This window comes from Methylobacillus gramineus, assembly GCF_020532675.1.
Taxonomy (GTDB): Bacteria; Pseudomonadota; Gammaproteobacteria; order Burkholderiales; family Methylophilaceae; genus Methylobacillus; species Methylobacillus gramineus.
The window spans coordinates 672,119-692,902 of sequence record NZ_JAJAVE010000001.1 but is presented as its reverse complement, the minus strand read 5'-3'; the positions used below and the strand labels follow the sequence as shown (position 1 = coordinate 692,902).

Genomic DNA, 20,784 nt, shown 5'->3' with positions numbered 1-20,784 from the left:
GTGGAGATAATCTATCAAAAATTTACTTGGAGATTACCCGCCAGATTCAACAAATTTGCAGGACCAGTTATCTTCCTGCATGCCTAAACGTCAGGTTGATACGACACTCGCCAACCAGTGGATGCCGTCCCGGCTTGATGGGTAATATGCCATGGTAATTCAAGCGGGAAGCCCCTCCCCACACCACCACATCGCCATGCTGCAGTATCGTCCGTAAGGGCTTATCAGTGCGTAAGGCCCCGCCAAACAAGAATGTGGCTGACAACCCCAATGAGACCGAAACAATAGGCTGGGTAAAATCCAGCTCATTCTTGTCCTGATGCAGGCTTAGCTTGGACTCGGGCGCATAACGATTAATCAGGCAGGCATCAGGTTGAAACGCCTTAAACCCCGCATGATGGGCCGCCTGGGCTGCCAATGCCATAAAAGAGGTTGGGATGGCTGGCCAAGGCAGGCCTGATACTGGATCAATCTCATCATAGCGATAGCCGGTTTTGTCAGATACCCAGCCTAAGCTCCCAGCATTACTCATCGCCACCGACATACGAAAACCACCTGGTGTTACCATATGTCGCATCGGCGCTCTAGCTAATACAAGCTGCAAGTCTTGCCAGAGCAGCTGCTCAGATGGCAAGGCAAAACGCCTGAGAATAAAAGCATCCAGACCCAGCGCCTCGCAACCTTGCCCCGGTTCCAAATCCGCGAACAAATCCCCATTCATGCCGAGTATATGCTCCAGAAAGCCATACTATTGATCCTCACACTCAAGGCCTGACTCCTTATCGAGTAAGGCACGTTTACGCGCTATGCCCCAGCGATACCCGGCAAGATGCCCATCACGACGCACCACCCGATGGCATGGAATCGCCACTGCCAGCTTGTTTGCAGCGCAAGCAGAAGCCACCGCCCTGACAGCACGAGGACTGCCCAGTTTCGCTGCAATCTCGGTATAGGTAGCCGTTGTTCCAGGCGGGATATCCCGCAATAACTGCCATACCCGCTGCTGGAACGCCGTCCCTTGAATGTCCAACGGCAAACTCAGTCCCAAGCCAGGAGCTTCTATCAATCCGACCACCTGCGCCACCATCTCTTCAAACCCGGCATCGCCCCCCAATAGCTCAGCGTGTGGAAAGGTGTCCTCCAGCTCATGCAATAATGACTCTGGATCATCTCCCAGCAAAATGGCACATACCCCTTTCGTCGTGCTGGCGACCAGAATAGCGCCTAGCGAGCATTCTGCAACCGCAAAGCGAATTTGCATCTTGAGGCCGCCAGCACGAAACCTGGAAGGTGTCATGCCCAGGACAGACGTGGAGTATTCATAAAAACGGCTGCTTGCCTGGTAGCCGGCATCGAATATTGCCGCTGTCACGCTATCACTTTGCTTCAACCCCATCCGCACTCTTTTATGGAGATGGGCTGAGGTATAAGCCTTGGGCGTCAGCCCGGTGATTGCCTTGAATATGCGATGAAAGTGAAAACTACTTATGCCGGCCTGCTGTGCAAGCTGCTCTAAGCTGAAAGCATGATCTGCTTGCTCAATCATGTTGCAGGCATTTGCCACCATGACAGCCTGTTGTTCGGCAAGTGGGGGCTGATTGGGTTTACAGCGCTTGCAAGGCTTAAAGCCAGCTTGTTCTGCATCCTGGGGACTGGCATGAAAATCGACATGTTCAGGCTTGGGCCGTCGTGCACCGCAGGATGGGCGGCAATAGATACCTGTGGTGCTGACAGAATAGTAAAAGCGGCCATCATACGTAGCATCCCTTGCAAGTACAGCCTGCCAACGCAGGTCATGTTGCGTTGTTGCTGCTTTGATTGTCTTTAAAGAGAGTTTCATGATAGTGAACTTTGGGGCATATAGTGATGATCACCAATCTACCGACAGACTACAACCCTTGCATTCCGGATCTTGCTTTTGAATTCAGCATAATCAGCATCTAGGCACCTCAATATGCAATAGCAAGATTCAGGTGGAAAATTACACCAATAAAGATGATGCTGATCAATTCCACAGGTAGCATTGCAACATGCATTCACATATTCAAACAAGTGTGCCATTTGAACAGGCTACTCACTTTCTGGCAGCTGTAGATTCAGACTGGGCAGAGCTTATTGACGCCGCTGGCCCTTGCCTGTTGCAGGTTCAACCCGAACGTGAGCCTTATGAAGCCTTGGTCAGGGCAGTGGCTTATCAACAATTACATACCAAGGCCGGTGATGCAATACTGGCACGCCTACTTAATCTATATGGCGGTAAATTCCCTCCACCATCCGAATTATTAGCCACAGAAGTGGATACGCTCAGAGCCTGTGGTTTTTCCGGCCGAAAAATTGCCACCATTCATGGCATTGCGCAAGGTGTAAGTGATGGCATCGTCCCCTCGCGCTTACAGGCAGAGCAAATGACGAATGCCGCATTGATACATCAACTGGTTCAACTCAAGGGCATCGGTCAATGGACCGTAGAAATGTTACTGATGTTTGCTTTGGGCAGGGAAGATATCCTGCCAGTTGACGATCTTGGCATTCGGGAAGGATATCGCAGGCTTAAATCACTGGATGTAGCCCCAACCAGTAACGCTATGAAGTTGCTGGGAGAGCCCTGGAGCCCATATCGCACAGTGGCATCATGGTATTTATGGCGTATGCCGCGCAACAACATTTAAAGATGACGCTGGGCCTCGTTGACACTGGGCACCTGGCGTAATAGCGCCAACAATCGCCCAAGCTGATCCAGGCCTGAAATTTCAATTGAAAATCGCATATTCGCCAGATTATTGCGGCTTTGTGTTTTTACCTGGGTCACATTGATGCGCTCGCGTGCAAACAGGTCACTGATATCCCGCAATAATCCCTGGCGATCATAGGCTTCTATATCAATATCCACAGCCGCCAGCATTTCCTGACCACTCCCCCATTGCGTTGTCAGCAACCGGTCATGCTTATCCCCTGACATGCGCTTGATGAATGGGCAGGCCTGGCGATGAATCGTCACCCCACGATCCCTAGTGACATAACCAACTATAGGGTCTGGCGGTGCTGGTTTGCAGCACTTTGCCATATAAGTCATGAGATTACCGACACCTTCCACCAAAATACCTGAAGGTAAACTCTCTGTAGTTCTTGCCTTGATCGGAAAAGATAATTCAGCTGTTTCAGTTTTGGCGGGTATCTCGCTCTGCAAGGCCTGGGCAATTTGGTGCTCGCCTATTTCACCCCGGCCTATTGCTGCCAGCAATTCATCCAGCTTGGGGAAGTGCAGTTTTTGCGCAATTTTTTCCTGATTGAGATCAATCAATCCCAGACGATGTAACTCTTTATCTAGGCGAATGCGCCCTTGTGCAACATCTTCCTCAAAATTCTGGTAACGGAACCAATGGCGTACCTTGGCACGTGCACGAGCGCTTTGCAGGTAACCCAGATTGGGATTGAGCCAGTCACGACTAGGCGCGCCTTGTTTGGCCGCCATAATCTCAACCCGCTGCCCATTCTGTAGCTTGTAATTGAGCGGCACAATGCTGCCGTCCACCTTGGCGCCACGCGTACGATGGCCAAGGTCGGTATGCAGGATATAAGCAAAATCCACAGGAGTTGCACCCCGCGGCAAATCCACCACCTTGCCTTGTGGTGTCAGCACATAGACCTTGTCATGGAACAGCTCATTCTTGAACTGCTCAATGGCACCACCATTGTCCGACACATCCTGCTTCCACTCTAGAATCTGGCGTAACCACACAATTTTGTCATCAAACTTGCTGTCGGCCTTGCTACCCTCTTTATAGCGCCAATGCGCCGCCACACCGAGCTCTGAATGCTGATGCATTTCATGGGTGCGTATCTGGATTTCGAGTGGCAAGTGACGCGGGCCGATCACCACGGTATGCAGGGAACGATAGTTATTGCTCTTGGGACGGGCAATATAGTCGTCAAACTCTTTGGGGATGGGTTGCCACAGATTATGAATCAAGCCAAGGACCGCATAACAATCCTTGATATCGTCGACTAGAATGCGGACTGCGCGCACATCATACAATTCATTGAATGACAGATGCTTGCGCCGCATCTTGTTCACGATGCTATATATATGTTTGGGACGACCCGTCATTTCCGCCCTGATACCTGCCAGCGCTAGCTGGGCCTTCAGGGTATCCAGCACCTCATTGATATACTGCTCGCGTCCAACGCGCTTTTCAGCCAACAAAGTCGCTACTTCTTTATACAGCTTGGGCTCAAGAAAGCGTAGGGATAAATCTTCAAGCTCCCATTTGATGTGCCATATGCCCAAACGGTTGGCCAAAGGTGCAAAAATACTCTTGGCCTCGTAAGCAATTCGCTGCTGCTCAGGCTCGCTGGCACCATTCAGGCTACGCAAGGTTTCCACCCGGTCAGCCAGCTTGATCAATACCACGCGGATATCTTCCACCATGGCGAGCAACATTTTGCGCAGGCTTTCCACCTGGGCCTGTTGCGCCTCACCTTCCTTCTTCCGGTCTTTTCCCAGCATGATATCGGGGCGGCTGAAACCCTGAATCTGCTCCATCCGGGCAATGCCTTCCACCAGGGCGCAGATGCTCCCGCCAAATTGCTCGTGTATCACGGCTTGCCAGTCAGGCACATATTCAGGGCTGGCGTGCAATATTGTGGCAGTGACGGTATCCGCATCCATGCCCATACCGGCCAAGATAGAAGCAACTCCCACCACATGATGAAAGACTGTCACGCCGGTGATTTCAGTACGCCCGAGATAAACAGGCTGCACAAACTCACAAGCACGGCGGACAAGCAGCACTTCTTCAGGAGAAAATTTCTCGCCCAGGGAAACCAGCCAGGATTCGACATCCAGGGCCCCTTGGGCGCTGGCCTGGGACAAAAGATCAGGAACAAAAACCATACAGCATTATCTCATTAATCTACTCGATATGTCCTGTGGCAAAATGCGCTCCTATATCCAATAACTACCCTGGGAACCGCACCATTGCTTGCTCTTTTTATCACCATTTTGCAGCATATTTTCTGTAACAAGCACTTAGCAACGCTATCCTGACACCGCCCACAATCTTATCCACAAATAATGTGTATTAAATTCCTCCCACTCACCAGGGAAAGAAAAACTCAACTTTTTTCATGAATGGCGGTCTACTGGTTTCACAACTTCTAAGAAAGCTAACATGATGAAACATACATTAGCCACACTGACTATGGGCCTGATCACAGTATTCTCTGCTCAATCCTATGCCGCAGAAGATGTGTCAAAACTGAATCCACAGCCGGGTCAATGGACTACCGTAATTGCCATTTACGACCATCTGGATAATCACTACCTGCTGAAAACCTCGGTGCACAATGATATTGAATCCTGTGCCGCACGCCTGGAAAATACAGCGGCCCAGATTAAAAAGGCCAACAATGTCGTGTTTACCGCGCCACGTAACACCAAGGTGAGCTTTGAAAAAGAAGAAGGTATAGAAAATGAGGCCAAGGTGCTGGAGATACGCTGTGTGCTGGAACCATTCCAGCCTGAGCGTATTTAAGCTCTTACTGATTGATCAAAAAATGGCACCTCACTTGGTGCCATTTTTATTTCGCCTCCCTATTGGAAAAAAATAGTGCACCTACCGAATGTGCAGCCAGTAAACCCTGGTATTGCCATTCAATAGTTAGAAACTCCGACAGTCATATCGGAACAGCCCTGAATGTACTATTCAATGCATCTGAATATAGTGAATGTACTTAATCTCAAGTACACAGCGCACATGGCAAAATTTATCATACTGCTCATTATTGGCATCATGGTCGCCATCCTGGGTTACTGGGTAGTCGACATCATTGCCTTATCGGGTAGCTCTCATGGTTAGACTCGCCCTCAGGCAAGACTCATATAAATGGCTTCCTAGTAAGCCGAATCCATAACCTTAAGCCACCGGCGTGCAGCACTCAAACCATCTTTCCTCATCCTTGCCCCTCCCTGCTCCTCTCACGCAACAATGTAACAATTTGTTAACTTTTGGCGACACTTGTAACAAATTGTATAAATCCATTGAAAAATTCTCATCCAGCCTCTTGGAATTTGCCTTTTTGGGTGGGCCTGCACCGTATATTCGTATAAAATGTAGGGTTAATGAATAAGGGTTTGGGCGGCCAGTCACTTGATGTCCAGTACTTAAGTTACTTAGCCTTCAAACTTTCTTCATTGCAATTGTTGACGTGGCACCAATTTCACGATGACGATTGATAACCGGCTCGCGATGTCGCTTAGAGGCAACACTTGATTAAAGGCCACATTTAGCCTGTAAATTAGGGTTTGAGCGACGAAGCTCCTGTTAAGAAGTATGGTGGTGTTATGAGTCCTTTACATTCTTGAGATGCTGAAATGATAAAAAAGCGATATCCAAGACTTTTCAGTCTGTTGTCTTCCCTAGGTGTCACGTTGTTGTTAAGTGGTTGTGACTTTGTGTTGTTTGATCCAAAAGGCCAGGTAGGAGTAGAAGAAAAATCTCTTATCATCACGGCAGTTCTCCTGATGTTAATCGTGGTGATTCCTGTTATTGCCATGACCATCTTATTTGCCTGGCGTTATCGGGCATCCAACAAAAATGCTACCTATACACCCGACTGGTCGCACTCCAACAAAATTGAAATTGTTGTATGGACCGTCCCGGTACTGATTATTGCGGTGCTGGGTTATATCACCTGGGAATCAACCCACGCACTGGATCCGCGCCAGCCTATCGTCTCAGACCAGCCACAAATGACCATCCAGGTAGTATCGCTGGACTGGAAATGGGTCTTCATCTATCCGGAACAAGGCATTGCCACTGTCAATGAACTGGCTTTCCCTGCCAATATCCCGGTACGTTTTGAAGTCACCTCCGGCACTGTCATGAACTCCTTCTTCATTCCGCAGCTTGGCAGCCAGATCTATGCCATGGCGGGCATGAAGAACACGCTGCACCTGATTGCAGATGAGCCCGGCGTTTATCGCGGCCTGTCTGCCAATTACAGCGGCCATGGTTTCTCCGGCATGAAATTCAATGCCACCGTGACCTCGCAAGAAAAATTCAATGAATGGGTACAAGAGGTCAAGCAATCACCAACTGCTCTAGACTCCGACAAGTACGCCTCGCTGGAAAAAGCTTCATTCAATAACCCTATAGAACGGTTCTCTTCGGTGACGCCTAACTTCTATGACGTTATTGTTGAAAAGTACACACATGCTTCGGGTACGCATGCGCATTCACATTCGAAGGGCAAGGAGTAAACATGTTTGGTAAATTAACTCTGGACGCGGTTCCGTATCACGAACCGATCGTTATGATCACGCTGGCCATGGTCGGCGTGCTCGGCCTCGCACTCGTCGGGGCTCTTACTTTTTACAAAAAATGGCAATGGTTATGGTCCGAATGGTTTACTTCGGTTGATCACAAGAAGATCGGTATCATGTATATCATCGTGGCCATGATCATGCTGCTGCGCGGCTTTGCCGACGCCATCATGATGCGGGCCCAGCTGGCTGTTGCATCGGCGGGATCCGAAGGTTTCCTCCCACCGCACCACTATGACCAGATATTTACCGCACACGGCGTCATCATGATTTTCTTCATGGCAATGCCATTCATGGTAGGCCTGATGAACATCGTGGTGCCCTTGCAAATCGGTGCACGTGATGTCGCATTTCCCTTCCTGAACTCACTCAGCTTCTGGTTATTTGTCGTCGGCGTTGCGCTGATCAACATCTCCCTTGGCGTTGGTGAATTCGCACAAACTGGCTGGTTGGCCTACCCTCCACTATCTGGCATTGAATACAGCCCAGGCGTAGGTGTGGACTACTGGATCTGGAGCTTGCAGATTTCCGGCTTGGGAACGCTACTAACCGGGGTCAACTTCTTCGCGACCATCCTCAAGATGCGCGCTCCCGGCATGACGCTGATGAAGATGCCTGTGTTCACATGGACAGCCCTGTGTACCAACATCCTGATTCTGGCGGCTTTCCCAGTGCTGACTGTGACACTCGCCCTGCTGACCTTTGATCGTTATCTTGGTACTCATTTCTTTACCAACGATCTTGGTGGCAATCAAATGATGTACGTCAACCTGATCTGGATCTGGGGTCACCCAGAGGTGTACATCCTGATATTGCCAGCATTCGGTATATTCTCCGAAGTGGTTGCTACATTCACCAAGAAGAAACTGTTTGGCTATACCTCTCTGGTCTGGGCAACAGCCGTTATTACCATCCTGTCGTTCGTCGTATGGCTACATCACTTCTTCACTATGGGTTCCGGTGCCAGCGTTAATGCCTTCTTTGGTATTGCGACGATGATTATCTCGATTCCGACCGGGGTAAAGATATTCAACTGGTTGTTCACAATGTACCGTGGGCGCATTGAGTTCTCTACACCAATCATCTGGACCATTGGCTTCCTGATCACCTTTACTATCGGTGGTATGACCGGTGTTCTGCTTGCGGTACCAGGTGCTGACTTTGTCTTGCATAACAGCCTGTTCCTGATTGCCCACTTCCATAATGTGATTATTGGTGGTGTGGTGTTTGGCTATCTGGCTGGCTTTGTCTACTGGTTCCCCAAGGCATTTGGCTTCAAGCTCAATGAAAAACTGGGCCGTATCGCGGCCTATTTGTGGATCAGCGGTTTCTTCGTTGCTTTCGTGCCGCTCTACCTATTGGGCTTCATGGGCATGACACGCCGCCTTAACAACTATGACAATCCAGCATGGACGCCACTACTGGCAATTGCCTTGGTAGGTGCATTCATCGTGGGCGCAGCTATCCTGTTCCAGCTGTTGCAGCTTTACGTCAGTATCCGTGATCGCGATCAAAACCGTGACCTCACAGGTGATCCATGGGGTGGCCGTACGCTGGAATGGTCAACTTCTTCCCCACCGCCGTTCTATAACTTCGCCAAAGTACCTGAAGTGAAAGAACTGGATGCATTCTGGGAAATGAAGAAGGACGGCAGTGCTGACCATATCCCTGCCAAATATGAAAAGATCCACATGCCGAAGAATGCTTCTGAAGGCCTGATCATCAGCGCATTCAGCTTGGTATTCGGTTTTGCCATGATCTGGCATATCTGGTGGCTGGCTATTGTCAGCACCATTGGCATGCTGGCCACTTTCATTGCACGTAGTTACAACACAGATGTTGACTACTATGTGCCAGCGGAAGAAGTGGCAGCAATCGAAAACAAACATATTCAAGCTAAACAAGCGAGTCAGGCGTAACCATGTCTAGTCAAACTTTAAATACCCAGCACGCTCATGCTGAGGAGCATGAGCACCACCATGATGCAGAGTCCACCAAGATATTTGGATTCTGGATTTACCTGATGACCGACTGCATTTTGTTCGCGACTATTTTCGCGACCTATGCAGTCCTTAGCGGCAGCTTTGCCGGCGGGCCAACAGGCAAGGATATTTTCGAACTGGATTATGTCCTCGGCGAAACCTTCCTGCTGCTGTTCAGTAGTATCACTTACGGTATGGCCATGATTGCCCAGCACAAGGGTAATAAAGCAGGCGTACTCAAGTGGCTGGCAGTCACCTTCCTGTTCGGCCTCGGCTTCATCGTGATGGAAATCAACGAATTCCATCACCTGATCCACCAGGGTTTTGGTCCAGACCGTAGCGCCTTCCTGTCTGCCTTCTTCACGCTGGTAGGTACCCATGGCTTGCACGTGACCTGCGGTTTGATCTGGATGGCTGTGATGATGGCTCAGGTAGCATCAAAAGGCCTGACCACCACCAACAATACCCGCCTGATGTGCCTGAGCCTGTTCTGGCACTTCCTGGATATTGTCTGGATCTGCGTATTTACTGTTGTTTATTTGATGGGGGTGCTGTAAATGTCACACGGGCACGTTGATCACTCTGGCGCCAGCCACGGCAGCGTCAAGTCATATGTAATCGGCTTCATTCTTTCTGTCATTCTGACGGTGATTCCATTTGCGTTGGTGATGTTCCCCACCCTCGCTCCTGGCGTCATACTCACCAGCATTCTGGTGCTTGCCATTGTGCAGATCGTCGTACACCTGGTGTACTTCCTGCACATGAACAACTCCTCGGAGCAGCGCTGGAATGTCATGGCCTTCATCTTCACAATCCTGATTATCGCGATTGTGGTGATTGGTTCACTGTGGATCATGTTCCACTTGAACCACAATATGATGAGGCATTAAAAAGCCAATTTGATGAAGCAATATTTACTCATCACCAAGCCAGGTATTATCTTCGGCAACCTGATTTCGGTTGCCGGGGGTTTCTTCCTGGCATCGAGGGGCGAGATTGATTTCGCCCTGCTTCTGGCAACCGCCATTGGTATTTCCCTGGTCATCGCTTCTGGATGTGTGCTGAACAACTATATAGACCGTGATATAGACAGCATGATGGAACGGACGCGCAACCGTGTCATGGTGCAAGGACTGATCCCAGCCCATACTGCGATTATCTATGGCTGTTCATTGGGGCTGGCTGGCATTGCCTTGTTGTATGCCAACACCAATATGCTGACCGTTTGGCTATCGCTGTTTGGCTTTGCCATCTATGTCGGTGCTTACAGCCTTTATCTCAAGCGCAACTCTGTCTACGGCACGCTGATTGGTAGCTTGTCTGGAGCTGCGCCTCCCGTCATCGGTTACTGTGCAGTAAGTAACGAGTTTGATATGGGTGCGGTCATATTGCTGGTAATTTTCAGCTTGTGGCAAATGCCACACTCCTACGCCATCGCTATTTTCCGGCTCAAGGATTACACCGCGGCCTCTATCCCTGTACTCCCGGTAAAAAGAGGCATACTGGCCACCAAGAAACATATCGTGCTCTACATCATTGCATTTGTGATTGCAGCTATCATGCTAACCTTGAGTGGCTATACCGGTTATAGTTATTTGATCGTGGCAGGTGTCATTAGCATCTACTGGCTAGGGATGGCACTGGCAGGGTATAAAACCAGCAATGATCAAGTATGGGCCAAGAAGCTGTTTATGTTTTCGATTGTCACCATTACCGCACTGAGCGTCATGATGTCCATTGATTTCAAGCAGCCAGAGGAGCACGGATTGTGGCTCACCGCCCATTCAAGCTCTGCCCCAAGTGCCCAGCAGATCAAGGTAGATTAGACAGTCTGGCATGACCTTAATAAAAAAGCCGTTGCATGCAACGGCTTTTTTATTAAGGTGTTTATTCCCTCATCCAGCTCAGTCCGCTGCTTTAGCATGAAGCTGCATGGAATCTCCAATCACGGCCCTGGCAAGCTCGGTTTCCTTCTCTGTTTTTGTATTGGCAATCAGGACGGAATTACCCTGATTCACCGCATCCTGCACCAAGTCGGAGAAGTATCTATCCTGATTGGAGATGCCGTTTGCAGCGCCTATAAAACCACCTACCATCGCACCCCACCCTATCATCGCCAAAGGCGCCATGATGGGACTGGCAACAAACAGGCTGACATTGGCAGCCACAATGGCGATCTGTCCCAGTGCGCCAATGCCAGCACCCACCGTGGTGCCAATAGCGCTATCAACCACAACATTTTTCAGCACCTCATTACTATCCTCATCGCTTTTTATGTCGCTAGTACGCGCGGCAGCAATTTGAATCTGATCTTCGCCAATCCCTTTAGCAATTAATTGCTTGGCTACCGCATGGGCATCCTCTAGTGCAGGGTAAATCCCGGTAACGCTATCCAGATAATCAACCGCTTTGTTCGTGCTCTGATTCATTTAAATATTCCTTGTATATGCGCATTGGGTAGACCATGCCGGTTTTATTCAAACTTTATTGATTAAGCTCGCCCCGATTTATTTGTTCAGCATCAGGATCCAAAGCTGGAGCATTATCCTTAGACCTGCCCTCTGGGCGATCTAGATTAGTCTCTGGCCTTTTTGGACGCACAGCGCCATCTTTTGATGGATCAACCTTGCCGGGTGATGGCAGTTTGATATCGGGCTTGATGACAGGTTTTTTCTCTGCTGGCGCAAGCGGACTGTCCAGATCTATTTCAGCCGAAACTGCAAGATTGGGAACTGTGTACAAAATACCGGCCAGGAATATTGCAAGGGATTTACGCATGGCATCCTCCATCGTTAGGTAATACGCAATTAAAATGCACAGTCATGAAATTCAAGTGCTATCTAATCACCATAACCAGTCTAAGATGGAAGCGGTATCGGTTCATTCCTAAATCCACGTCAGACAGGACTGACCCTTCCATGAAAACCACACACCAGCCCGACGCCCCTCATCTCAGCCTTCATCAACGCATATTGTTGATTCTGGCCATCATGCTAGTGGCAGTAAATCTGCGCCCTGCCTTGTCCAGCATTTCTCCGATATTGACAGATATCCGGCTCAATATCGGCTTGAGCATCAGCCAGGCTGGGATATTGACAACATTACCTGTCGCTTGCCTGGGACTCTTTGCACCACTTGCCACCATTTTTTCCAGGAGATTTACTGCGGAGCGAATGCTGATTCCATTGCTAGTGCTTCTTGCGACTGGCATTGCCTTGCGCGGCACTCTAGGCATAAGCGGTCTATTTTTCGGGTCTTTTCTTTCAGGGCTATGCATAGGAATGATAGGCGTGCTGTTACCCGGGATTATCAAACGTGAATTCCCCCAGCAAGCCACTGTCATGACAGGCTTATACACCATGACCTTATGCCTGGGCGCTGCACTAGCAGCTGGATTTTCCGTCCCACTGATGCATGCTTTCGACAGCCTGACTATCTCACTTGCATTCTGGGCTTTGCCCGCCATACTCGCTGCGGTGCTCTGGTGGCCTTTCCGCAAGCTGGGCAAGTACAGCCAAATACCCAATGAGAACACCAGCACCTCTTTATGGCGAGATTCATTAGCCTGGCAAGTCACCATCTTCATGGGATTGCAAAGTTCTCTTGCCTACGGTGTATTTGGCTGGTTACCGTCGATTTTGCAGGAACGCGGCGCAACCGCTGCCGACTCAGGCATTTATCTATCCGTGTCGGTCATGGTTCAAGTGTTTTCAGCACTGGCTGTGCCCTGGATATCATCATTTCTACACGACCAAAAGCTCATCATGACACTGATGGTGGTCCTGATTTACCTTGGGCTGATGGGATCGGTATATGCGCCCGTTGAAAGCGTCTGGCTCTGGATGATCATCCTAGGATTAGGCCAGGGCGGTGGATTTGCCATGGCATTATCATTGATCGTGCTTCGTACTCCCAACCCGGTTATGGCTGCACAACTATCAGGCATGTCACAGGGAGTCGGCTATACCATGGCATCACTTGGCCCGTACTTCATGGGACTTATACATGAATATACTGGCAGTTGGCAGAGCATAGGCTGGTTATTTTCCGCTATCACGCTCGCAGGAATATATTTTGGTATTCAAGCTGGTGCCAACCGCTTTGTGCTTGAAAGAAAATAACACCCCCAGATCACTGACATAAAAAAGGGAAAGCATGCTTTCCCTTTTGGCCAACCTCGTCTTGACAGGCTTATTTCTGGCGAGCCTTGAAACGGGGATTGGTCTTGCAGATCACAAACACCTTGCCATGGCGGCGCACAATCTTGCAGTCACGGTGACGCGCTTTAGCAGACTTCAATGAAGAAAGGATTTTCATAGATAAACCTCATATTGAGAATGAGAAGATTATCCATCTTTCACCCTAAAATTGCAACATTGTTGCAATTTATTCATCAAACATCATTCTCCTACCTAACTATTACCACTCGGCACACTGAGTGGTGGCTCCTCCATCAAGGCAATTTGCTCCCTTAGCTCCAGTATCCTGTCCTGCCAGTATTTCTGGGTATTGAACCAGGTAAAGGTCATCGGGAATGCCGGATCATCCCAACGCCGCGCAATCCAGGCGGAATAATGGATCAGCCGCAAGGTGCGCAATGCCTCAACCAGATGCAATTCGGCAGGATTGAAATCATGAAAACATTCATAGCCTTCAAGTAGCTCTCCGAGCTGCATATTCATTTCGGCCCTGTCACCTGACAGCAGCATCCATAAATCCTGTATGGCAGGGCCAGTCCGGCTATCATCAAAATCCACAAAATGTGGTCCGTCATCCGTCCATAATAAATTGCTCAGATGGCAATCACCATGCAAGCGCAGGCTGCTGACTTTACCAGCCCTGGCATAACACTGCCGCACACCTTCCAATGCCTGCTCGACAACGCTGCGATAAGCAGGCTCTAAATCTGCGGGAATGAACTTGTTTGCCAATAACCAGGCTGCAGGCTCCTCACCAAAACTGGCAATATCAATGACTGGTCTATGCTGGAATGGCTCAAGCGCCCCTATCGCATGAATACGGCCAAGAAAACGCCCTATCCATTCCAACCGCCCCTCCTGATCCAGCTCTGGAATGCGGCCACCACGCCTGGGAAATACCGCAAACTTGAAATCGCCATACTGCTGCAGGCTGTGACCTCCAATCACCAGGGGGGCTACCACGGGAATCTCTGCCTCAGCCAAACGCAAGGAGAACTCATGCTCTTCCATGATTTGCGCGTCACTCCAGCGCTGGGGCCGATAGAACTTTACAATGACCGCAGGGGCATCCTCTATTCCTACCTGGTAAACCCGGTTTTCGTAGCTATTGAGCGCAAGAAGACGACCGTCTCCCATCATATCGACGCTGCTGATGGCATCAAGAATGAGATCGGGAGTAAGACTAGAGAAAGGAGCTGAGTTAGTAGACATGCCATTATTCTACAACGCCATGTCAAGCCCCTAGATAAATTGTATTAGATTTAATAAAATCAAAAATTTAATCACATAACCAAACAATCTACTTTAAATATGGTTTGAGGTGATGCATGATGGTGGGAGCATCGGGACTCACATCACTACTGTAGGCATAGACCTCTTCCGCATTAGGCAATATCAGGTATTTATGAAAATTCCACATGGGTGCCTCATGTGTCAGTGCCTTCAATTTTTTATAAAGCGGATTGGCATCAGCTCCAACCACTGAGCTTTTAAGCGCCATCGGGAATTTCACGTCATACGTTTGCTTGCAAAAATCCCCTATTTCCTTATTCGTGCTCAGCTCTTGCTGGAAATCATTGGAAGGAAACCCAAGCACCAACAGCTTGCCTTTGTATTGTTCAGAGAGCGCTTCCAGCTTCTCAAACTGTGGAGAGAATCCACATTTACTAGCTGTATTCACCACCAGAATCGGCACATTCTGATACTGGCACAGATCAACCTTATTACCCTGCAAAGTATTGATTTTATGAGTATATACGCCACTACATGCTGCCATTGCCTGCTGACTCAGCACTAATCCAAATACCGCAAGCAGAAGAAACTTCATCTCAACACTACCCCTGATTAACAATCCTGCAAGTTATGACCGGGCAATCGTACAAATGTTCTTACTTTCGCATGTTTGATTAACCGCTCGCTGAGAATACAGCGTCCTTTCAACCTGCTAATGTCAATCAGTCCAGCACATGAGAAAACCTCAGACAAGCAAAATCCATGACAATGACGCTTAACAACAGCAATATATATTGATCGTCAATGATCTACCCAGCTCCCGCATTAATAGCACCTAGCAAAAAGTACACTACAAAAGCTGTCCGCTATTGCGTCTACAAATTAAGGGAATTCTGCAAAATACTTGGTTTTGTGGAAAAACTTGATATATAATCCGGCCTCCATTCGCGGAGAGGTGGATGAGCGGCTTAAGTCACCACCCTGGAAAGGTGGCACAGGGGTAACTCTGTCGAGGGTTCGAATCCCTCCCTCTCCGCCACTAATGCTTAGAACCCCGATCCTACGGGGTTTTTGCATTTTTGGGGTATCAAGTCACTGTTAGCATTTTTGTAACAAATCAATATAGTCTAACTTGCCGCATACCTTCGTGTTTTTTCTTAATTACCTGCAAATTGTGTATCTTAGGGAAAACAGCATAACCGCTCCCTCAATACCTGAATAATTTCATACTAAGTCCCATCTGATTAGGGTAACTTTTCAATGTAAGTTATCAAACTTACCTCTTTAGTCTGCCTCGTGGTGCACCTTATTACTCAACTGAGTAATAAATTACAGATTGCCTTGATAATTGCAAAACCAACTGCAAAACTGGCTATTTTTTTCGTTCCACAAAAACTCTGTCAATACTCCGCTCTCGTATGTCATTTCACATAGCAAATATATATCTTCATGATATATGCTGCGCCAATCTGGCGAATGTCAGATATCTAAATCAACAAATACCAATCATAAGAAAAACAAACAATGGGAAAGAAACCTGACTGGATCATCCGGGGCGTGCTATTGCTTGCCATTTTATTCATATGCCTAATGGGTATTGGGCAATGGTTGTGGGCGGAGGTTATGCCTTAAAGTGAATAAATCAATAAGAGTAGGCTCACAATCACTTTACCAGGGCTAGGCGATTACGCTAGTAAGCCCGGCTAATTCATTTTCCAGACACTCTGCCACCTATGCATCCACCACTCTAGGCTGCGCACATCAATCGCGTGACTACATCGCATCCTGTATGCATTTTGAATAGTATTTCTCTTAAAATTTAGGGTAATTGGGCTTAATTTCCACCTCGTCATCTATCACACATGCATTGCGTAAATCAGTTGAAATGCATCATCCATCTGTTTAATAAATAAAAGCAATTGACTTTAATATGAAAAAAATGAAACATATCTACATATTTGACGCAGACATTGGCTAGGAGAACCCATACTCACAAGCCTCTTCCTTCAATAGGAACTTCAAATAAAACTGAATAACAACAATGCCCTTTTAAAAATAACTATATCCAATTAATTAATAAGGCTTTTAATCGTGAATCCCAATAAAAGTTGGTTAACTTTAGCCGGTTTATTATTGGCATTGACATTACTATTGAGCCTGTCTTACATCACCTACAACCGCACCAACCAATTCCTGGCCAGCTCGCGCTGGGTTGACCATACCTATCAGGTCATCCTTCAGCTCAATACCGTGTTATCTGAACTGAAGGATGCCGAAACCGGGCAACGGGGTTACCTGCTCAGCAATAATGATCTGTTTCTTGCCCCTTACAACAAGGCTGTCATTAACCTGCCGCGTCAAATCAAGCAGCTCCAAGATTTATCGGCACAAGACCAGGCAGATGTTGAGGCAATCAACACCATTAGTGACTTGATTTTGCAACGCCTTGATCACCTGAAAGTGAATATTGATCGCCAGCGTCAAGAAGGACAGCTATTTAATCATCCTGGTTTTACTGAGTCCCTGGAAAGTGGCAAGGCGATCATGGACAACATTAGAAACCTGGTAGGGGATATCTCCTTCAGGCAACAACGATTACTTGCAGACAGAGCAAAAGTCGCTGAAAGAGAAGCGTCGTCAACTCTGTCATGGATTGTCTTTGGCAATTTAACTGTTGTTATTTTGCTGATGTCCTCTTTCATCGTCATTATTAAAGAAGTCAAAAAAAGAATGCTCGCCCAACGCGAGGCTGAACAGGTGGCAGCCCAGCTTCAGGTCACGAATAAGGAACTTGAAAGTTTCAGTTACTCCGTCTCTCATGATTTGCGCTCCCCTCTCCGAGCCATTGATGGCTACTCGCGCATGCTGGAGGAAGACTATTCAGACATATTGGATCAAGAAGGATTAAGACTGCTTGAAGTCGTTAGAGTCAATAGTAAAAAAATGGGGCAACTGATTGATGATTTGCTGAATTTTGCGCGATCTGGCCGTAAAGAGCTTGTGCTGGAAGAAATAGACATACGCGCGCTTGCAAACGAAGCATGGAAGGAAGTAAATGCTGAAAACAAGCATCCCGATGTGCAATTTAACAATCAAGTCTCCCTGCCCAGCCAAGGGGATAAAGCATTAATCAAGCAGGTGTTATTAAACCTGCTCTCAAATGCATTGAAATACAGCAGCCCCAAGGCCATGCCTATCATATCGGTGACATCAGAGCATGCTAACAATCAGGTTTTATACACCATTACAGACAATGGCGTTGGCTTTGATATGACCTATGCCCATAAGCTATTTGGCGTATTTCAAAGGTTGCATACCAGTGAGGAGTTTCCAGGCACAGGGGTGGGGTTAGCTATCGTGCAAAGAATTATTGTGAGGCACGGCGGCAGTGTCACCGCCACCAGTATATTGGAGCAAGGCAGTGCTTTTAGTTTCAGCTTACCCGGGAGGATGTAAATCATGGATCAGATGCAAGAGGTCACCATACTGTTAGCTGAAGATAGCCCTACAGATGCAGAAATAACTAAACGCGCATTAAAGAAAATTGGGCTCACCAATAAAGTCATCTGGGTGGTCAATGGCCAGGAGGCCCTTGATTATCTCTTACGCGCTGGCACATATGCCAATCGCGCCTCGGATGAGCCCAAGCTGATATTGCTGGACTTAAAAATGCCCAAAGTGGATGGTCTAGAAGTGTTGCAAACCATTAAATCCCTTGATGCGACCAAGCATATTCCCGTCGTAATGCTCACATCCAGCGCAGAGGAGCAGGATATTGTTAAAAGCTATCAGTTAGGTGTGAACAGCTACCTGGTCAAACCCGTAGAGTTTGACCGGTTTGTAGAAGAGGTGGCCAAAGCCGGATGTTATTGGACCATCATGAATAAAACACCTTTAATGATGTAGAGAAGAACTTTATTTTGCGTATCCTCATCGTCGAAGATAATCCAACAGATGCTGAATTGGCATTGCGCGAGCTCACACGCTCAGGCTTAAAATACGATGCCATCCGCGTGGAAACTCAACCTGATTATCGTGAAGCATTATCCAGCTTCAGTCCCAGTATCATCCTGTCCGATTACTCCCTTCCGCACTTTGACGGCAAGACCGCACTCAATATCGCTCAAGAACAAGTACCGTGCACGCCCTTCCTGTTTCTCACCGGCACAATAGGCGAAGAAAAAGCCATTGATTTATTAAAGCTGGGAGCCACGGACTATATTCTTAAATCCAACCTCCCCCGCTTACCTAGCGCCATTAGAAATGCACTTGAACGGGCGGAGGAAAAAGCAGCCCTGCGGCGTGTAGAACAAGATCTATTAATCAGAAATCATGCGATAGAGGCCAGCGCAGTACCCGTCATGATCGCGGATATCACCCTACCGGGGATGCCACTCATCTATGTCAACAAGGCATTTGAGCGACACACCGGATACTCCGCAGAAGAGGCACTAGGACGCAATTGCAGCTTTCTGCAAGGAGAGGACACGGCACAACCCGAGCTAGAAAAGATACGCATTGCCTTAAAAGAGCGCTCTGCGGCTCAGGCAACACTGAGAAACTACAGAAAAGACGGAAGTTTGTTTCTCAATGAACTACACATTACTCCTGTGCGTGACAATAAAGGTGGAGTGCAATATTTCGTCGGGGTGCAAAACGATATTACCCAGATCAGGCAATATCAGGAAGCCTTGGAGCACCAGGCAAACTATGACGCCTTGACCGGCCTGGTGAACAGAAACCTGCTAAAGGAAAGAATCAAGCAAGCATTTAGTGAAGCCAGACGGCAATCCAGTATATTTACCGTAGCTTTTGTGGATATTGATAACTTTAAGCGCGTCAACGATAGCCTTGGGCACAGCGCAGGAGATGACCTGATCAGGATGGTGGGCCAGCGCCTGCAACGTTGTGTACGCGATGAAGATACGGTAGCCAGAGTCGGTGGTGATGAGTTTGTACTCGTATTGAAAGATCAATCCATGGAGGTCAGTCTGCTCATCATCATGCAGCGCATACAAACCGAAATGCTGCATCCGTTCCTGATCAATGACAAGCAACTGACGGTTACCTGCAGTATTGGACTGGCGAGCTTCCCACGGGATGGCATAGATGCTGAAACCTTATTAGCCAATGCAGACAGTGCCATGTATCAGGCCAAAACCACAGGACGAAACAATTTCCAGTTTTACGCAAAAGAAATGAACTCTGAACTCGAGGCCGAATTGGCACTAGAGCATGACTTATGGCATGCATTGGAAAATGAAGAATTTGTACTCAACTACCAGCCACAAATTGAACTGTCGACAGGCAAGATTATTGGGGTAGAAGCCTTGATTCGCTGGCAGCACCCGACTCGAGGCCTGATTCCTCCCAATCAATTCATCCCCATGGCAGAAGAGGATGGGCTCATCGTGCCCATTGGCAAATGGGTGTTGGAAACAGCATGCCGGGATAGCTTAAGACTGCAGGCTGAAGGCATTCCCCCCATTCGCATCGCAGTTAATCTCTCAGCACGTCAATTGGGGCAGCCTGACTTTGTCGATCAGCTAGAGGATGTACTGACGACTACGGGCATCAATGCGGAGTGCCTGGAGCTTGAGATCACAGAGAGCATGATCATGCATAACGTGGAGACTAATATCGAAGTGCTGAGAAAGATTAGTGCGGCAGGGATACAGCTTTCACTGGATGACTTTGGTACCGGATATTCAAGCCTGGCTTATCTACAACAATTTCCAATCAATCGTCTTAAAATTGACCAGTCGTTTATACGCAATATCGCCACTGACAACAGCTATGCCCTTATCTCCAGAGCCATCATCGGCTTAGCGCATAGTTTGGAAATTCAAGTCATTGCCGAAGGCATAGAAACCATTGAACAACTTGATTTCGTCAAAAGCAATCATTGCAATGAAGGGCAAGGTTATTTTTTTAGCAAGCCGTTGGAGTTTGAGTTTTTGCGCAGCCTGTTACGCAGCTCAAAACTAGTCAAACCATGCAATGCCTTATCTTAGTCACCCTTTCGATTAGCTTGTCTTCACGCAAC

General features: G+C 48.1%; 19 protein-coding genes and 1 tRNA gene. 12 read left to right on the top strand and 8 right to left on the bottom strand.

The genetic code is table 11. From position 1 onward, the window contains the following. Positions 1-67: 67 nt before the first annotated feature. Positions 68-721 carry a DNA oxidative demethylase AlkB gene (gene alkB, locus LG201_RS03250; RefSeq protein ID WP_226770741.1) on the bottom strand — a complete coding sequence of 218 codons (654 nt, stop codon included), beginning with the start codon at positions 719-721 and terminating at the stop codon, positions 68-70. 27 nt (positions 722-748) lie between these two features. Beyond that, positions 749-1,840 (bottom strand): bifunctional DNA-binding transcriptional regulator/O6-methylguanine-DNA methyltransferase Ada, encoded by a 1,092-nt coding sequence (ada, locus tag LG201_RS03245; RefSeq protein WP_226770740.1) that lies wholly within the window; start codon positions 1,838-1,840, stop codon positions 749-751. A 190-nt stretch (positions 1,841-2,030) separates the two neighbouring features. Here ada and LG201_RS03240 point away from each other — a divergent pair, with 190 nt between their 5' ends. Beyond that, entirely contained in the window at positions 2,031-2,669 is a 639-nt protein-coding gene (locus tag LG201_RS03240; RefSeq protein ID WP_226770739.1) for a DNA-3-methyladenine glycosylase family protein, read from the top strand. Here the strand turns inward: LG201_RS03240 and LG201_RS03235 are convergent. After that, a complete protein-coding gene (locus LG201_RS03235; protein ID WP_226770738.1) occupies positions 2,666-4,894 on the bottom strand; it encodes a RelA/SpoT family protein in 2,229 nt (742 codons plus the stop codon). The two genes, LG201_RS03240 and LG201_RS03235, sit on opposite strands and share 4 nt — an antisense overlap. Before the next feature lie 277 nt (positions 4,895-5,171). Between LG201_RS03235 and LG201_RS03230 the strand changes: the two genes are divergently transcribed. The 6 genes from LG201_RS03230 to cyoE all read left to right on the top strand — a co-directional run bounded on the left by LG201_RS03230 (position 5,172) and on the right by cyoE (position 11,132). Continuing rightward, positions 5,172-5,534: a hypothetical protein gene (locus LG201_RS03230; RefSeq protein ID WP_226770737.1), complete on the top strand. Its 363-nt coding sequence runs from the start codon at positions 5,172-5,174 to the stop codon at positions 5,532-5,534. 839 nt (positions 5,535-6,373) lie between these two features. Then, positions 6,374-7,261 (top strand): ubiquinol oxidase subunit II, encoded by an 888-nt coding sequence (gene cyoA, locus LG201_RS03225; RefSeq protein WP_226770736.1) that lies wholly within the window; start codon positions 6,374-6,376, stop codon positions 7,259-7,261. A 2-nt stretch (positions 7,262-7,263) separates the two neighbouring features. Continuing rightward, positions 7,264-9,243 (top strand): cytochrome o ubiquinol oxidase subunit I, encoded by a 1,980-nt coding sequence (cyoB, locus tag LG201_RS03220; RefSeq protein WP_226770735.1) that lies wholly within the window; start codon positions 7,264-7,266, stop codon positions 9,241-9,243. Between the two features lie 2 nt (positions 9,244-9,245). Then, positions 9,246-9,863, top strand: coding sequence for a cytochrome o ubiquinol oxidase subunit III (locus LG201_RS03215; RefSeq protein ID WP_226770734.1), 618 nt, complete (start codon positions 9,246-9,248; stop codon positions 9,861-9,863). After that, complete coding sequence (locus LG201_RS03210) at positions 9,864-10,196, top strand: cytochrome o ubiquinol oxidase subunit IV (protein ID WP_226770733.1); 333 nt, start codon at positions 9,864-9,866, stop codon at positions 10,194-10,196. Between the two features lie 12 nt (positions 10,197-10,208). After that, complete coding sequence (gene cyoE, locus LG201_RS03205; protein ID WP_226770732.1) at positions 10,209-11,132, top strand: heme o synthase; 924 nt, start codon at positions 10,209-10,211, stop codon at positions 11,130-11,132. Between the two features lie 78 nt (positions 11,133-11,210). On the opposite strand, the gene LG201_RS03200 is transcribed toward cyoE, so the two are convergent. Then, entirely contained in the window at positions 11,211-11,735 is a 525-nt protein-coding gene (locus tag LG201_RS03200) for a hypothetical protein (RefSeq protein WP_226770731.1), read from the bottom strand. A 55-nt stretch (positions 11,736-11,790) separates the two neighbouring features. Then, positions 11,791-12,084 carry a hypothetical protein gene (locus LG201_RS03195; protein WP_226770730.1) on the bottom strand — a complete coding sequence of 98 codons (294 nt, stop codon included), beginning with the start codon at positions 12,082-12,084 and terminating at the stop codon, positions 11,791-11,793. Between the two features lie 140 nt (positions 12,085-12,224). Between LG201_RS03195 and LG201_RS03190 the strand changes: the two genes are divergently transcribed. Further along, a complete protein-coding gene (locus LG201_RS03190; protein ID WP_226770729.1) occupies positions 12,225-13,427 on the top strand; it encodes a CynX/NimT family MFS transporter in 1,203 nt (400 codons plus the stop codon). A gap of 70 nt (positions 13,428-13,497) precedes the next feature. Here LG201_RS03190 and ykgO read toward each other — a convergent pair whose 3' ends face one another. The 3 genes from ykgO to LG201_RS03175 all read right to left on the bottom strand — a co-directional run bounded on the left by ykgO (position 13,498) and on the right by LG201_RS03175 (position 15,333). Then, positions 13,498-13,623: a type B 50S ribosomal protein L36 gene (ykgO, locus tag LG201_RS03185; RefSeq protein WP_226770728.1), complete on the bottom strand. Its 126-nt coding sequence runs from the start codon at positions 13,621-13,623 to the stop codon at positions 13,498-13,500. 95 nt (positions 13,624-13,718) lie between these two features. Next, positions 13,719-14,717 (bottom strand): serine/threonine protein kinase, encoded by a 999-nt coding sequence (locus tag LG201_RS03180; protein WP_226770727.1) that lies wholly within the window; start codon positions 14,715-14,717, stop codon positions 13,719-13,721. Positions 14,718-14,805: 88 nt separating this feature from the next. Beyond that, positions 14,806-15,333 (bottom strand): glutathione peroxidase, encoded by a 528-nt coding sequence (locus LG201_RS03175; protein WP_226770726.1) that lies wholly within the window; start codon positions 15,331-15,333, stop codon positions 14,806-14,808. A 354-nt stretch (positions 15,334-15,687) separates the two neighbouring features. Between LG201_RS03175 and LG201_RS03170 the strand changes: the two genes are divergently transcribed. From LG201_RS03170 to LG201_RS03155, 4 genes are all read left to right on the top strand, one after another. Then, positions 15,688-15,777 (top strand) — tRNA-Ser (locus tag LG201_RS03170). Positions 15,778-16,829: 1,052 nt separating this feature from the next. Beyond that, complete coding sequence (locus LG201_RS03165) at positions 16,830-18,194, top strand: sensor histidine kinase (protein ID WP_226770725.1); 1,365 nt, start codon at positions 16,830-16,832, stop codon at positions 18,192-18,194. Positions 18,195-18,197: 3 nt separating this feature from the next. Then, complete coding sequence (locus LG201_RS03160) at positions 18,198-18,644, top strand: response regulator (protein ID WP_226770724.1); 447 nt, start codon at positions 18,198-18,200, stop codon at positions 18,642-18,644. A 14-nt stretch (positions 18,645-18,658) separates the two neighbouring features. Then, positions 18,659-20,752, top strand: a complete 2,094-nt coding sequence (locus LG201_RS03155) for an EAL domain-containing protein (protein WP_226770723.1) — start codon at positions 18,659-18,661, stop codon at positions 20,750-20,752. The last annotated feature ends 32 nt before the right edge of the window (positions 20,753-20,784 follow it).